General features: G+C 49.8%; 15 protein-coding genes and 1 other RNA gene. 8 read left to right on the forward strand and 8 right to left on the reverse strand.

Features of this window, described 5'->3' with window-relative positions:
• Positions 1-18 precede the first annotated feature (18 nt).
• Entirely contained in the window at positions 19-732 is a 714-nt protein-coding gene (locus tag ACR9Y8_RS11760; RefSeq protein ID WP_481213452.1) for a hypothetical protein, read from the forward strand.
• On the opposite strand, the gene ACR9Y8_RS11765 is transcribed toward ACR9Y8_RS11760, so the two are convergent.
• The 5 genes from ACR9Y8_RS11765 to ACR9Y8_RS11785 are packed head-to-tail and all read right to left on the reverse strand — an operon-like array spanning position 729 to position 6,132.
• Positions 729-2,072: a DUF58 domain-containing protein gene (locus ACR9Y8_RS11765; RefSeq protein WP_481213453.1), complete on the reverse strand. Its 1,344-nt coding sequence runs from the start codon at positions 2,070-2,072 to the stop codon at positions 729-731. The genes ACR9Y8_RS11760 and ACR9Y8_RS11765 overlap by 4 nt on opposite strands.
• Entirely contained in the window at positions 2,072-2,998 is a 927-nt protein-coding gene (locus ACR9Y8_RS11770) for an AAA family ATPase (RefSeq protein WP_481213454.1), read from the reverse strand. The genes ACR9Y8_RS11765 and ACR9Y8_RS11770 overlap by 1 nt, the downstream gene beginning before the upstream one ends.
• A 53-nt stretch (positions 2,999-3,051) precedes the next feature.
• Entirely contained in the window at positions 3,052-4,272 is a 1,221-nt protein-coding gene (locus ACR9Y8_RS11775; RefSeq protein WP_481213455.1) for a DUF4350 domain-containing protein, read from the reverse strand.
• Entirely contained in the window at positions 4,269-5,123 is an 855-nt protein-coding gene (locus tag ACR9Y8_RS11780) for a DUF4129 domain-containing protein (protein ID WP_481213456.1), read from the reverse strand. Before ACR9Y8_RS11780 ends, ACR9Y8_RS11775 begins: the two co-directional genes overlap by 4 nt.
• A 4-nt stretch (positions 5,124-5,127) precedes the next feature.
• Positions 5,128-6,132, reverse strand: coding sequence for a stage II sporulation protein M (locus ACR9Y8_RS11785; protein ID WP_481213457.1), 1,005 nt, complete (start codon positions 6,130-6,132; stop codon positions 5,128-5,130).
• 37 nt (positions 6,133-6,169) lie between these two features.
• On the opposite strand from ACR9Y8_RS11785, the gene ACR9Y8_RS11790 reads away from it, so the two are divergent.
• Entirely contained in the window at positions 6,170-6,892 is a 723-nt protein-coding gene (locus ACR9Y8_RS11790; protein ID WP_481213458.1) for an RDD family protein, read from the forward strand.
• Positions 6,893-6,907: 15 nt separating this feature from the next.
• Here the strand turns inward: ACR9Y8_RS11790 and ACR9Y8_RS11795 are convergent, their stop codons facing one another.
• A complete protein-coding gene (locus ACR9Y8_RS11795; RefSeq protein WP_481213459.1) occupies positions 6,908-7,366 on the reverse strand; it encodes an RDD family protein in 459 nt (152 codons plus the stop codon).
• Between the two features lie 115 nt (positions 7,367-7,481).
• Positions 7,482-7,901, reverse strand: coding sequence for a DUF5684 domain-containing protein (locus ACR9Y8_RS11800; RefSeq protein ID WP_481213460.1), 420 nt, complete (start codon positions 7,899-7,901; stop codon positions 7,482-7,484).
• Between the two features lie 201 nt (positions 7,902-8,102).
• Here ACR9Y8_RS11800 and ffs point away from each other — a divergent pair.
• The 6 genes from ffs (at position 8,103) to ACR9Y8_RS11830 (ending at position 13,937) form a co-directional block, all read left to right on the forward strand.
• Positions 8,103-8,202, forward strand: an RNA gene (ffs, locus tag ACR9Y8_RS11805) — signal recognition particle sRNA small type.
• A 190-nt stretch (positions 8,203-8,392) separates the two neighbouring features.
• Positions 8,393-9,046 carry a fructose-6-phosphate aldolase gene (gene fsa / locus ACR9Y8_RS11810; RefSeq protein WP_481213461.1) on the forward strand — a complete coding sequence of 218 codons (654 nt, stop codon included), beginning with the start codon at positions 8,393-8,395 and terminating at the stop codon, positions 9,044-9,046.
• A gap of 114 nt (positions 9,047-9,160) precedes the next feature.
• On the forward strand, positions 9,161-10,663 hold the full coding sequence (glpK, locus tag ACR9Y8_RS11815; protein ID WP_481213462.1) for a glycerol kinase GlpK: 1,503 nt from the start codon (positions 9,161-9,163) through the stop codon (positions 10,661-10,663).
• Positions 10,664-10,752: 89 nt separating this feature from the next.
• Positions 10,753-11,460: an MIP/aquaporin family protein gene (locus ACR9Y8_RS11820; RefSeq protein WP_481213463.1), complete on the forward strand. Its 708-nt coding sequence runs from the start codon at positions 10,753-10,755 to the stop codon at positions 11,458-11,460.
• Positions 11,461-11,544: 84 nt separating this feature from the next.
• Positions 11,545-12,438, forward strand: a complete 894-nt coding sequence (locus ACR9Y8_RS11825) for a class I SAM-dependent methyltransferase (RefSeq protein WP_481213464.1) — start codon at positions 11,545-11,547, stop codon at positions 12,436-12,438.
• Between the two features lie 161 nt (positions 12,439-12,599).
• Positions 12,600-13,937: an NAD(P)/FAD-dependent oxidoreductase gene (locus tag ACR9Y8_RS11830; protein ID WP_481213465.1), complete on the forward strand. Its 1,338-nt coding sequence runs from the start codon at positions 12,600-12,602 to the stop codon at positions 13,935-13,937.
• A gap of 90 nt (positions 13,938-14,027) precedes the next feature.
• Here the strand turns inward: ACR9Y8_RS11830 and ACR9Y8_RS11835 are convergent, their stop codons facing one another.
• A complete protein-coding gene (locus tag ACR9Y8_RS11835) occupies positions 14,028-15,320 on the reverse strand; it encodes a type IX secretion system plug protein (RefSeq protein WP_481213466.1) in 1,293 nt (430 codons plus the stop codon).
• Positions 15,321-15,327 lie beyond the last annotated feature (7 nt).

A 15,327-nucleotide genomic window follows, 5' to 3' on the forward strand; every position in this document is an offset into this window, starting at 1 on the left:
ATGATTTTTTCTTCTGTTATGGCTATGAGAGTGCACCTGCTTGCCGCCTTTTTACTGCTTCCCCTGTTATCCGCTGCACAGAAAGCAGTAGTGACAGGCGTTACCGCTTTTTATGACACCACCGCCGTGGTAGAGCTGTATAACCAGGCCCCCCTCGGACTGGAGATCAGCTACAACAACGGGAACATCCGCCAGACGGAAGGTTTCCTGGAAGGCGATTATCGCTGGAGAGCGATTAAAGTGTCCAGCCCCGACGGCGATTTCCGCAACGGCTACCTGTACTTTGACCGCCAGAAGCTTGCGCAGCAACATTACCGCATCAAACTGCTGGTGACCCTTCCGGATGCAGGCGGCCACCCTCCTTTTGAAACCACCCTGCAGCTGCCCTATATCACAGGCATCCGGTTTAACCACTATGCCGACAGCCTGAAAAGAGGCATCCATTTTTACCTGAACGTAGAGGCAAAATTCAGCTCAGGCAAGATCTACCCCCTGGATACTTCCAGCATCCAGCTGCAGACCTCCGCCGGGAAACTCCTGGGACAGGACCTCATGCTGAACACCGGTGATACCACCCGCTTCATTAACGTCACGGCCACCTACAAGGCCAAACCGGGGCTGATAGCACGCTCCGTGATACCCGTAAAACAAATGCCGGATGACGACTCCCAGGTGATAGAAGACGAAAGGGATATCTACAATACCAATAAAAAGAAGAAGAAAAGGAATTAGATCAGCATACGCGCCTTCAGCTCCAGGTATTTATTGATCACCTGGATGGTGAGCTGTTGCGGCGTAACCAGCAGCGACATGATGCCGTACTGCGACAGTTCCCGCGCGATCAGTTTTTTCTCATAGGCAAATTGCTGGGCAATCACCTGCTTATAGATCTCTTCCACACCGGATGCCTGCTGCTCTGTTACTTTCTTCAGTGCGGTATTCTCAAAGAACACCACCAATAGCAAATGATAGCGGGCCAGTTTACGCAGGTAAGGCAGCTGCCGCTGCAAGCCCGGCATAGATTCAAAATTGGTAAAAAGGATCAGCAGTGAACGCTGGTTAAATGCCCTCCTTAATGAAATACTCAGCTTTTCATAGTCGCTTTCCTCCCATTGGGTTTCCTGTGCGTAGAGCATTTCCAGGACTTTGTTCAGCTGCGTTTTCTTATTGCTGGCTGGCAGGATATCTACCTGCTGCGCAGCAATGGTGGCCAGCCCGGCTTTGTCTCCTTTTTGCAGGGCCACATTGCTGAATATCAGGGTGGAGTTAATCGCATAGTCCAGCAGTGTAAGGCCTTCAAAAGGCATTTTCATATTTCGTCCCTTATCTATCACACAATAAACCTGCTGCGAGCGCTCTTCCACATAAGTGTTCACCATCAAATTGTCTCTGCGGGCGGTAGCCTTCCAGTTCAGCATACGCACATCATCACCACGGGTGTATTCTTTAATGTGGTCAAACTCCATGCTGTGACCGATGGTGCGCTTTTTATGCACGCCCAGCTGGTCCAGCCGGTTCATATAAGACAGCAGCTCAAAATTGCGCAGCTGCAAAAAGGAAGGATAAGTTTTTACCAGCGCTTCGTTCCCGTAGATGAAGCGCCGCTTCACCAGTCCAAAAGGGCTGGATACAAAGGCATTGGTATTGCCAAACTCGTAAGCGCCCCTTTCAACCGGCCGTAAGGAAAAGTTGAATACCTGCTCCGCACCGGGCCTGATCCAGCTTTTCAGCAGGTGGTCCCTTAGCTGGAACTGGAAAGGCAGCTCATCTACGATCGCTACTGATATGGGGAACCGGAAATTGCTGCGCACATGAATACGCACCTCGTTCTCATCGCCATTGCTGAAACGCAGCGGTGTAATGCGTTCCAACGCCAACGCGGTGCCGGAGGTAAAGAACAGCAAGACCAAATCCAGCAACAGCAGCGCCATCAGCGCTGCGAACACCAGCAAGGCAATGGTATACAGCGCCGGGAAGAAAAAGGATGCGATGAACAGCAGCACATTCACTGCCAGGCCCAGGTAAAACCGGTTGCCGAAGAACAAGGAACGGTATAGCGCTTTCAGGAACATTATCTGGGTACCTCCACTGCTTTGATGATCTGGGCAATCACTTCATCTGCAGCAATGCCTTCCATTTCACGCTCCGGAGTGAGCATAATACGATGGCGCAGCACATGCGGCAGCATCTCTACAATATCATCCGGTGTTACAAAATCACGGTCGCGCATGGCGGCAACAGCCTTGGCGCAGTTCATTACCGCCAGTGATGCGCGCGGTGAAGCGCCCAGGTACAGCGAGGGATTCACGCGCGTTTCCTGTATCAGCGCAGCGATATAATGCAGCAGCTTTTCTTCGATGTGGATCCTGCGTACCTGTGCCTGGAACTCGAGCACCTGGCTGGCGGTCACCACGCGGTTCACCATCAGCGTGATATCCTGGATGCCGTTATGCTGGTGCATGGCCTGCAGCATCGCTACTTCTTCCGCTATCTCCGGGTACTTTACCTCTATCTTGAACAGGAAGCGGTCCAGCTGCGCTTCTGGCAGGCGATAGGTACCTTCCTGCTCGATCGGGTTCTGGGTGGCGATCACCATAAAAGGTAAAGGCAGCGGATGTGTGATGCCGTCGTTGGTCACCTGCCGTTCTTCCATTACCTCAAACAGAGCGGCCTGTGTTTTGGCAGGGGCGCGGTTGATCTCATCTATCAGCACCAGGTTGCTGAAAACAGGCCCGCGCTTATATTCAAACTCCCGGCTCTGCGGGTTAAATACGGAAGTGCCCAGCACATCGGCCGGCATGATATCAGGTGTGAACTGTATACGTGAGAAATCGGCATCCACACAACGGGCCAGCAGTTTGGCAGTGAGCGTTTTAGCTACTCCCGGCACGCCTTCTATCAGCACATGGCCCTGGGTAAGCAGCCCGGTGATCAGCAGGTCTATCATCTGATGCTGACCGGCAATCACTTTGCCGATCTCCGCACGGATGGCCTCCACTGACTGGTGAAGGGTAGAAGATCTGATCTCGGCTCAAATGTATTAACGTCCATTTATTTCGTATTTAGGTAAAACTGATGAATGCTTTTATAGAATTTTTCCAGGTCGGCATCGCTGACCTGGTCGGATAGCTGTATATGATGAATGCTTTCCACGATCCCGCGCACGATAGCATACGGCTGTCCGGATTTGCGGGTCAGCGTATCTACAAAGGCGGCGTTCAGATGCTGTGTGCCCAGGTAGAAGCGTGTGCGCACGTATTCTGTCCAGTGCAGGGTCATTTTCTGCGCCAGGTTCCTGTTATTGCCCTGCTGGTAATACAACTGGCCCAGCGTTTCCACAAACTCCAGTGAATTATTGGCCAGTATCGGCTTATCAGGAATGATGCGCTGCCGTCTTTTGCTTTCAAAAATAACATATACCAAAAGCAGCGCTACAAACAGCCACAGCGCCCAGCGCATAGCCGGGTAGCGCATCAGCACCTGCCATTCGCTGAAATCGCCCTGGGGGCCGTTAAGATATTTGTAATACTCATCCCAATACACACCGGAGGGTGTGTCGTAGGTATAAGCCATCTGGTTTTCCAGGGAGACAACATTATTGCCATGCATGAGGAAATAGTTCGTAAAGGAGGATGGGTTCAGCAATACGAATATATCTCCCTTGCCATAGTTTACGCGGATGAAATTGGGCTGCTGATGCTCGTTGGTAGCCAGTATGGTGGTATTGGAGGTATCCATGCCAGTAAAGAACCGGCCCTCGTATATACCTTTACGTGAGAATACCGTATCCGATCCTATATAGGGATTTACATAATGCTCTGCGCTCGGCGCAGCTGTAAATAGCATACGTTCGTTGTTCACGCGCATGCCCAGCCGCGCTTCCAGCAAGCTGTCCGGCCGGTTCACAGCCAGGAATAACTGATTGCCTGTTCTTACAAACTGCAGCATATCTTCTATATCCTGCTGGCTGGTGTACAGTTTATCAGCCACCAGTATATACAGGCTGCCTTCTCCTTTATTGAGATAATCATTCTTCCTGTAAGTACGTGTAAAAGGCTTGGTCATCACCTTCATTGGCTCTCCATTATAGAGATGCTGCAGGCAGTTATAAGCCACATAGCAGCCGCCGGGCAGCTTGTCTTTATGAGAAAAGCTTTGCTTGCTGAGGTCCTGCCGGGTATCGAAATTACGCGACTGGTTGCCTGCTATCATCAGCAGCAGGAAGCACAGCACTACAAAGACAGTTATTATAATGAAAATCTTTGATCTCACCGGGTAAATCCTAATTCGTTTATAAATTGGCGGAACTGCCCGTGAATGCGGCTAAACTGATCTGCATTCACATTCACCTCTCCGTACCATATGTATTCATAATCTCTTGTAAGACGGGCAAAAGGCTGATACCATTGGGTCTTCAGCAATACGCGCAGGTAATCTGCATTGGTTTTATCCTTGCTCAATACGATCAGTTCCCGGTCGGCCATCAGCCGCAGCGTTTGCAGGTGCAAAAAGCGTACGGCCTGCCTGAAATTACCCCGCGCAATGGCCTCCTGTAAATGTTTCTCATATCCCGCTATACCGGGTTCCGCCTCTTCTGTATCCGGCATCTCGTCGGCCACTTTTCCACGGAAGCGGAATCCCTGCTGACGCATAAAGTAAAAGACCAGCATCAGCAAACCGCCTACCAGCAACACAATGATCAGCAGGCGAATGCCATACAGGAATCGCACCAGCGCCATCAAGAACCGGATCAGCCAATCATTCCGGACAGGCGCTTTTTTCTCTTTATCATATTGCAGGGCCTTATCAGCTTTCAGTTTAGATAATACATCATCGGGCACTTTGCGTTGTACCAGCCCGCCGTTCACCCACCATTCTTCCGTGCTGTCAACATTCACGGGCACCGCCTGATCCCAGAAGGAATGCGCTTTCACCTCCTGTTCTGCAGCAGGCGCTTCAAGCCCACCCCCTTCGCTTTCTTCCAATGCAGTTGTATCGGCATACGTGTCAACATCGGCCAACGATAATGTATCCAGCTCCTGGGCAGCTAAAAAAAAGGGAAGCATGATGCAGACCAGCAACAGTAAATAACTTTTATACCTATTCGTTATGCACTTCATCATGGTTTCAGTTTGTTGCCGGTATGGCTTTATCTGGCTTCACAAGGGCGCCGGTAGAAACATCCAGGCGGTATCCCTTCCGCTGCACATATATAGGATATACGATAAAGTAACCGATAATGAAAGACAGTGATAACAGTAGTATCAGGAGGCTGAGCCACAGGGGCATGGAAGTATGACGGGTTACAAATCCTTCCAGGAAAGCAGCCACTACAAATATGGGGATGAGACTGATGATCACTTTGATACCGTCTTTCGCCGAGCGTTTCAGGGAATCCACTCTTTTGCGTGTGCCGGGGAACAGCAGACCGCTCCCCATGATGATGCCTGCAGCACCGGCGATTACAATGGCCGAGATCTCCAGCGTGCCATGGATCCAGATCACTAATACAGATTGCCAGCCCAGCCCCTTTGCAAAGAAATAATACTGGAAAGAGCCCAGCATAACAGCATTCTTAAATAGCATCCAGAGCGTGCCCACGGTAAAGATGATGCCGCCCACAAAGCACATCAGCGCCACGTTAATATTGTTATAGGCAATATAGAAGAACATCACCCACTCATTGCCGCTTTTATATACGCCGAAAGGATCGCCGCTGGAGATATTCTGCTCCGTCATGTTCACATACTCATCGCCCAGGATGCCGCGTACGAAAGTCTCATCATGTGAGGCAGAAAAAGCGCCCATGATACTGAACAACAGGAAATACGCGAAGGTGAAGAGCAGCAGGCGGTGATGCCGGCGGATCAGCAAAGGCAGCTCGTAAGCTAAAAAAGTGCGTACGCGTCCTGCTTCTTCGCGGCGGTTGCGGTAAATATGCTGGTAAATGGCAGCTGCCATCCCGTTGATATACTGGGTTACCTTGCTAAAGCTGTAGAAAGTTTTAGCGTATGCGAGATCGTCCAGCAAACTGGTGAACCGTTCTGCCATTACATCCGGATCATCACTTGGCTCCTCCTGGTAACGCTTCCAGCGGGCCAGGTTTTTTTTAATGAAAGTGGATTCCCTCATACCTGACAAACATATACATTAATTAGTAAATTTGTGCATGGCTGCTATAAAAATACCAACTGCTTTCAATATAGACCTTGAATTTGAGGCCGCTGATATCAGTCAGCGTTTCGTGGCCTGGCTGATAGACCTCGCCGTGCGGGTTGCCTGGCTGATACTGGTATGGGTGGTAGCAGCAAATTCCTTTTCCGGGCCCGCCGGCAATATTTTCGCTTTCTGGGCCATTGGCCTGCCTTTAAGCCTCTATTTCCTGATCTTTGAGGTGTTCATGCGCGGACAAACACCGGGAAAAATGGCCATGAGCCTGAAGGTGGTAAGTATGCTGGGCAATCCGCCCAGCTACAGCCAGCACATGATCCGCTGGGTATTCCGTATCCTGGAGTCTCCCGTCGTTTTCTGGGGCGTTGTCCCTATTATTGCCATTGCCCGCTCCAAATACAACCAGCGGCTGGGCGATGTGGTGGCCGGTACCATTGTAGTGAATACCAAAACAAAAAGCAGCCTGAACGATACCATCTTCCGCGAAGTCTCGCAAACGGACTATCAGCCGCATTTCCCGCAGATCCTGCGCTTATCCGACAAAGACCTGAACAAGGTCAAGGAACTGATGGACCGCGCGCTGAAATCAGGCAACCTCGAGCTGGCGGCGAAAGTATCCTATCGCGTCAGGGATGTACTGAAGATCGAAACGGAGATGGATCACATGCAATTCCTCGAAACCTTGTTGAACGATTATAACTATTACGTTACGAAGGACTGAACCTCCTCACTTCTATTACTTTTTCACCACAGTAGTATCCGTCCATTTGTCGTGCCAGGCTGTGCCGAAAGCTGAAAATGGTTCAAACGGCACAATACGGCAAAGGCTCCTGTAAAAGGCCTGGCGCATTGTCAGCGGCTTACCATTTATGCCTATTGCATAGGTACCGGTGATGAGCTTTCCGAGGGTGCGGCCCTTGTTCAATCCTTCCATGAGTGTATAGTACACGGTAAAAAACGAATAGGTCAGTACGTAACCAAATAAGCCGTCAAATAATATATCGGAATTTCCCCCGCTGCTCTCCATTAGTACAGCCACACCGCCAACCACCAGGAAGTAGAAAACACAAGCTGCGATAACGTCAATGATATAATTGGCAAATCGTTGTCCCTGTGATGCATAATTCAGGGGTATCATTTCGTCCAGATCCCCCAGCAGATCCTGGCCGATTGAAGATGGATTAACAGTTTCCATTGGTATAGTATGTTTTATTGTAAGCTAAAATAATTAATAATTTGTCGGAAATGATAAGTGCCCCGGTAACAACCCCGGGGCACTCCTTTAAGCAATAACTTTTTCCCCCGTACCATTATCTTACGTCTGCGCCAATGCTCTGGATCTGATTACCCAGCGGAGCGGCATTAGGATCGCCGGCCGGACCCTGGTATTGGATCGATTTGTCAAAGGCCAGGATCGGATAGAAAACAAAACCAAGAAAGATCAGACCCACTGTAAAGCCCTCGCTCTTACCGAAGCTCTTGCTGAGCAAATTAGTGGCCCAAATTGCAAACACCAGGTTGACAATAGGGATGAACATCATCAGCAGCCACCACCAGGGTTTGCCAATGATCTTCATGTGCACCAGGAAGCCATAAATGGGGACGATAACAGCCCATCCGGGCTGACCGGCCTTCTCATTGATCTTCCAGCCACAATAAATGTAAAATACGATGATGGCAAGCCAGATAATAATAGCGACACCACCAATAGCCGAGGATGAAGATTCCATAATGTTGAGGTTTTTTTTGTTTTTTAGGTAAAAAAATTAAGGTTGAAAGGATTTTATATTACAAATAAACCATCTTTCTTTCAGATTGTTCACATTCGAACATTATTTTTTTTCCACATATAATATAGGAATATGAAAACCAGCTACTAACATCTTTGCATTAAAATTTGCATTTTAGTTGAATTCTATTACCTTTGCAACCGGCAAGTCTTATACGACCAGCTCCTGCTGAACTCCCCCAGGACAGGAATGTAGCAAGGGTAGGCGGTTGTAGCGGTGCGATGTAAGTAACTTGCCGTTTTTTTTTCCTTATTCCAGGTCATTAGTTCATATGTCAATAGTCATTCGGGTGGCTATTTTCTCCACCTCCTCTCTAATGACCGATGTTCAGATGAACCTGCCTGTAACCGTTACCGCTAAACATGATATTGTCATAACAGCTATTCCTTATAGCGGGTAATAACCACAAAAAAAGACTAAATACTTTCAATATGAAATTCTTCATAGATACAGCAAATCTCGCACAGATTCAGGAAGCACACGATCTTGGCATTTTAGACGGCGTTACCACCAATCCTTCGCTCATGGCTAAAGAAGGCATCAAAGGTGAAGAAGCTATTTTGAAACACTATGAGACCATCTGCGAGATGGTAAAAGGCGACGTAAGCGCGGAAGTAATTGCTACCGACTTCGACGGCATCATAGAAGAAGGTAAAAAGCTGGCAGCACTGCACCCCCGCATCGTGGTAAAAGTGCCGATGATCAAAGACGGCGTAAAAGCCATCAAATGGTTCACTGAGAACAAGATCAAAACCAACTGCACCCTGGTATTCTCTGCCGGACAAGCCATCCTGGCTGCTAAAGCAGGCGCTACCTACGTTTCACCCTTCATCGGCCGTATCGACGACGGCGGTTGGGACGGCGTAGAACTGATCGCACAGATAGCCAACATCTACAACATCCAGGGCTTTAAAACGGAGATCCTGGCAGCTTCCATACGCAGCCCGCTGCACATCATCAAATGTGCTGAAGTAGGCGCAGACGTATGTACCTGCCCGTTAGAATCCATCCTTGGCCTGCTGAAACATCCGCTGACGGATATCGGCCTGGCTAAATTCCTGGAAGACGCCAAAAAAACAAGGTAATACCTGATCATATTGCATTTTTAGATGGTGTTCCCCGGTGCCTGTGGTACCGGGGATTTTTTTTAGAAAAAATGCCTACCTTAAGCCATAAACCATTAGACCACGTTATACACCATGCAGGGAAAATATATACTATCATTAGACCAGGGCACTACCAGCTCCCGCGCTATCCTCTTTGATAACCAGGGCGCCATTGCAGCCGTAGCACAAAAAGAATTTCACCAGATCTATCCCCAGCCCGGCTGGGTGGAGCACGACCCGATGGAGATCTGGTCTACCCAGGCCAGCGTAGCGGCAGAGGTGATCATCAAAGCTGGACTGGACGGCGGCCGTATAGCCGCCATCGGTATCACTAACCAGCGGGAGACTACCATCGTGTGGGACCGGGAAAGCGGTAAGCCTGTACATAACGCTATCGTATGGCAGGACCGCCGCACTTCTGCCACCTGCGACCAGCTCAAACAGCAGGGATACGGCCCCCTGGTACAGGAAAAGACCGGGCTCGTGATAGACGCTTATTTCTCCGGCACCAAAATAAAATGGATCCTGGATAACGTACCCGGCGCCAGGGAAAAAGCCAACAAAGGCCAGCTGGCCTTCGGCACCGTAGATACCTGGCTGATATGGAACTTCAGCAAAGGCAAGCTGCATGTGACCGATGTGACCAATGCTTCCCGTACCATGCTGTACAACATCCACAGCCTGCAATGGGACACTGAACTGTTACAGCTGCTGGATATACCCGCTTCCATGCTGCCCGAAGTGAAAAGCTCCAGCGAAGTATACGGCCATTCAGAAGCTACCCTCACTCCTTTCCGTATACCCATCGCCGGTATAGCGGGCGATCAGCAGGCGGCTTTATTCGGACAAATGTGCATCTCCCCCGGCATGGTGAAGAACACCTACGGCACCGGCTGTTTCATGGTGCTGAACACAGGTACAAAAGCCATTCCCTCCCGGAACAACCTGCTCACCACCATTGCCTGGCAAATAAACGGTGAAACGACTTATGCCCTGGAAGGCGGCATCTTTATCGGCGGCGCCGTGGTACAATGGCTGCGCGATGGCCTCGGCATCATCCGCCACTCTGCCGACGTAGAAAAGCTGGCCACTTCTGTAGATAGCAGCGACGGCGTTTACCTGGTACCTGCCTTCGCAGGATTGGGTGCTCCCTACTGGAACCAATATGCCCGCGGCACCATGGTGGGCATCACCCGCGGCACTACTGCCGCTCACATTGCCCGCGCCGCACTGGAAAGCATTGCCCTCCAAACCCTGGATGTGCTCCAGGCGATGGAAGCTGACGCTGGCATGAACATTAAGGAGCTCCGTGTAGACGGCGGCGCCACCGCCAATAACCACCTCATGCAGTTCCAGGCAGACATCCTGGGCGCTAAAGTGGTACGCCCCCATATTACAGAAACCACCGCCCTCGGCGCCGCTTATCTTGCCGGACTGGCAGTAGGTTTCTGGGATAGCGTTGGCACCATCAGCAGCCAGTGGCAGGTAGACAAAACCTTCTCTCCCGCTATGGATGCCGACAAGCGCAGCCATCTCACCAAAGGATGGAAACGCGCCATCAAGGCCACCCAGGCCTGGACCGAAAACAATGAATAATTAATAATGAATAATTCCAACACCCATCTTTCAGCCTGACACTTATGCCATCCGCATTATTAATTATGAATTCTTAATTATTAATTTTTATGTCTCCCTTTATCGCAGAAGCATTCGGTACCGCATTGATCATATTACTCGGCGACGGCGTTGTAGCCAACGTTGTGCTCGAAAAAACAAAAGGCGGCCAGTCCGGCTGGATCGTGATCACCCTGGGTTGGGCCATGGCGGTGTTCACCGCTGTATTCTGCACCGCTAAATTCAGCGGCGCGCACCTGAACCCTGCTGTTACAATCGCCCTGGCGGCTGCAGGTAAATTTGACTGGGCCCTGGTACCCTCCTACATTTTCGCACAATTGGCAGGCGCTATGCTGGGTGCTTTGCTGGTATGGCTTTCCTACAAAAAGCATTTTGATAAGACTGCTGATGCAGATCTGAAGCTGGCGGTGTTTTGTACTGCGCCCGCCATCCGGAGCACAGTCTATAACCTGATAACAGAGATCATCGGCACCGCGGTGCTGATCCTGGGCGTTTTATATATGGCGGCCCCCGGCATTGGGCTGGGCGCACTCGATGCCTTGCCGGTAGCGTTGCTGGTATTGGGCATTGGCCTTTCACTGGGCGGCCCTACCGGTTATGCCATTAATCCTGCCCGCGACCTGGGCCCGCGCATCATGCACTTCATATTGCCTATTCCTGGTAAACGTGACAGCGATTGGAGCTATGCCTGGATACCTATTGCAGGTCCGGTACTGGGCGCTTTACTGGCCGCCGGACTGTTTCAGCTCTTACTATAATATTCATATTACCCTTAGTAAAATGAACGACATGTTTGCATACTGAACATGGCGGTACGGAAATAAATTTTTAAATTTCCGGCTATGCGCTATGCTAGCAGATCAGCTGTCATTTACGCCTTTTTCCGTGCCGTAGAATCAAGTCGCCCATCAAACGACCGGCTGTTCTATGACCCGCACGCAAAGCGCTTCCTCACCCCAATATTGAAAATGTGGGTATGGCTGGCTGCTTTCCCTTTCTTCAGATGGTTTGTGCCCTGGTATATAAACCTGCGCTGGCCCGGTTCCATCACCTCCGTAGTAGCGCGTACCCGCATGATAGATCTCATGGCGCTGGAAGCGATCCAAAAATATAAGGTATACCAGGTGATCATCTTAGGCGCAGGCTATGAAACCCGTGCATACCGCCTTACACAAATGGGCGTTAAAGACGTACAGTTTGTGGAAGTGGACCGCCGCATGACCCAGGATAGAAAGAAAAAGCTGCTGTTAAATATCCCTGCATCAGAGAAGCCAGACATTCCCATCGATTATCTTGCCCTGAACTTCAGGGAAGAAAGCCCCGAAGAGGTCATTCCCCGCCTCCTGCAACAAAAGCATTACAAAACACTGATCATCTGGGAAGGCGCCGTTAATAACCTCACCGCCTCCATTGGCAATACCATGTTCCGGTATTTTCAGAACTACCCCTCCGGTACCCGCATCATCTTCAACTTTGTAGACGCCCGGATGAAGCAAAACCCGCGCAGCTTCTACGGGGCTACCAGCGTGATACGTATGCTGAAACAGATGAAAGAGGAATGGGATACCGGCCTCGCTCCTGAGTCGCTGGCGGAGTTCCTGGCTGGGTATAATATGCGGCTGCTGTACAATGAAAACGCTACTGTTTACAGGCGCCTTTACACAGGCAAGCGCGACGGCGGAAAGAAAATGAAAGGATATGAGTTTCTCCGCCTGGCAATGGCGGAGTTGAAGTAAGGACCTGCAGCCCTTACTTCAGTCCATGGTCAATAATACATGGCATATACTATATTTCATTTTTTTCTGAAAGTTTAATAACTTTGATATATAATTAGTATTTACAAAACACAGAGCTGGTACAGCATTTGTCGCCGGTTCTGATAATTAAATCATTATTTATGATGCAGCCCAATATTCCGGAAACCAGTCTTCCCCGGGTGATTATTGTAGGAGGTGGGTTTGGAGGCATTAACCTGGCTAAACAACTGAAACATGCACCTGTACAGGTCGTGCTGCTAGACAGGAACAACTATCACCTTTTTCAACCGCTCTTATACCAGGTGTCTACAGCAGGGCTGGAACCCGATAGCATCGCCTTTCCCCTGCGCGGCATCTTCGGCAAACAAAAGAACTTTCACTTCCGCATGGCAGAGGTAAAAGGCGTAAGGACCGCAGAACAGGTACTGGAAACAGGTATCGGCGATCTTCACTACGATTATTTAGTGATCGCTACCGGTAGTAATACCAATTTCTTCGGCAACAAGATCCTCGAAGAAAACGCCATCGGCATGAAATCACTGATCGAAGCCGTACAGATCAGGAACTACGTGATCAAACAATTCGAAGAAAGCCTGCTGATAGCTAACAGATCAGAAATAAAGGCCAAGCTCACCTTTGCTGTTGTAGGTGGAGGCCCTACCGGTGTTGAAATGGCGGGCGCTATCTCAGAGCTGCGCAAACATATCTTACCGCATGACTACCCCGAGCTGCCGGCGGATTGTATGGATATTTACCTAATAGAAGCCGGTCCCCGCATCCTGCCAGCCCTGAGCGAGCACTCCTCTCAGAAAGCGATAGACGGGCTCCAAAAGCTGGGCATTAAAGTGCTGCTCAATACTGCGGTAAAAGATTATAACGGGCAAACCCTGCTACTGGCCAATGGAGATCAGATCGCTACCCACTCACTGATCTGGGCAGCGGGTGTAAAAGGCGTGCCGATCAATGGTTTCCCGAAAGAAGCGGTATTACCCAACGGCCGGATCATAGTAAATGAATTTTCCCAGGTACAGGGCTTTACCAACGTCTTCGCCATCGGCGACATCGGATACATGACCAATGATCAGCGCTTCCCGAAAGGCTACCCCATGGTGGCGCAGGTAGCTATCCAGCAAGGCAAGCTGTTGGCAGCTAACCTGAAAAAATTATTGCAGCAGCAGCCTTTGCAGGCCTTCCATTACAAAGACCTGGGCAACCTGGCCACTATCGGCCGTAACAAAGCGGTAGCAGAGATCGGAAAAATGAAATGGAGCGGGCGTTTTGCCTGGTTCATCTGGATGGTGGTGCACCTCATGAGCCTGTTGGGCTTCCGTAATAAAATGGTGGTATTTATTAACTGGTTCTACCGCTACTTTACCTTTGACAGAGGTACCCGTATCATCATTAAACGTGGAGCAGCTAACATTGTGAAGCTACGGCAAAGCATATTGGAAGAACCGGTAATTAGTGGTCAGTCGTAAGTCGTAAGTCGTCAGTGATTAATGCGAAGACCATACTCGCTTCGATCACTAACGACTAACGACTAAAGACTGACGACTGTCAACTGACAACTATTTACTCCTATTCAGCATACTATTCAGCGTAGCCATTCCTACCAGCTCGTCAGAACGGCCGCCTAAGGGCCTGTAGTAGATCAATATGGTATAGTTATTCTCGGCTTCCCAATAGTTGCCTTCTGTATATTCTGTATTGAACTTACTGTTGGGAACCGTTTTGTCTATCAGTCCGTAGATGTAATTGTAAAAGCCCTGTTTCAGGAACAAGGTTCCTTCGTAAGCCCCTGTAGAAGGGTTATACACCATCTTATTGCTTTCATTGCACTCATAGCTGGTAAGCTCTCCGAATATATACATATCATAACCAGCATAGGGCTCCCTTGAAGGATACGAAAAATGAACGGCTGCATAATCACCTTCAAAATTGGGATCGTAATCATCCAGCGTAGCCAGCTGGTAACGGCCGTTGATATCCTTGATATATTGGTAGATGCTGCTGCCGCGCTCGGGATCCGGCTTTACATAAATATCTGTACCATTGCGCCGGTAATCAGAGCGGTCTACGCGTTCGGTCTGCAGGCGAAAGCTGCGCAGATCTACCCAGCGCCATTCTTTCATAGCCGGGAACACGCAATCTACTTCTGTGTTATACACGATCTCGTTGCCCCGCAGGAACATCGGCTTGATACTATGAATAGCATTGTCCCAGCGATAGTTCTGGAGAATATACACCTTCACCTGGTCAAAAGGATTGTTGATATTCAGTCCACCGGTGTTGATAGAGAAATTCACCTTCTGGCTGGTACGGAACAGCTTGGGGCTCACCGGTTGCTGGATGAACCCTGACACGCCCGCTTTGTTATCTACTACCAGCATACGGCGGGTAAAGGCCAGCTGGGTAGTGTCACTATCCAGGTACACCATGAGCAGATAGTTGCCCGCTTTCTTGGGTATGCTGTTGGCGGCGGGCACGGCCACACTGTAATGGGTATATTTTTGCAAAGCGATGCTGGAAAAGCGGTAGTTCTGGATCCTGTTCTCAGAGAATCCCTGCAGGTAATCCAGGGTGTTCACCTGTGCGCGCGACCAGTCGGCATTGCACAACACGAAAGCGAAATAATAGTTTTTAGTATCATTGTCCATATCGTCAAAGCTCAGCTCCAGCTGATCGCTCCCGCCCCGTGTTATAACGGGAAGGCTCAGCGGGTCGCCAGGAGGATGGAACTTAACGGACTTGATATTGTTAAAATAGATATGGTCCGGTGATACCGCGTTCTCCTGTGCAGCGGCATAGTAAGTGATGAACAGTTGCCCTGCCAGCAGCAGGAGTAAACAGCGTATCTTCATAAAACTC

Source organism: Chitinophaga sp. SVR4-12A, assembly GCF_056754765.1.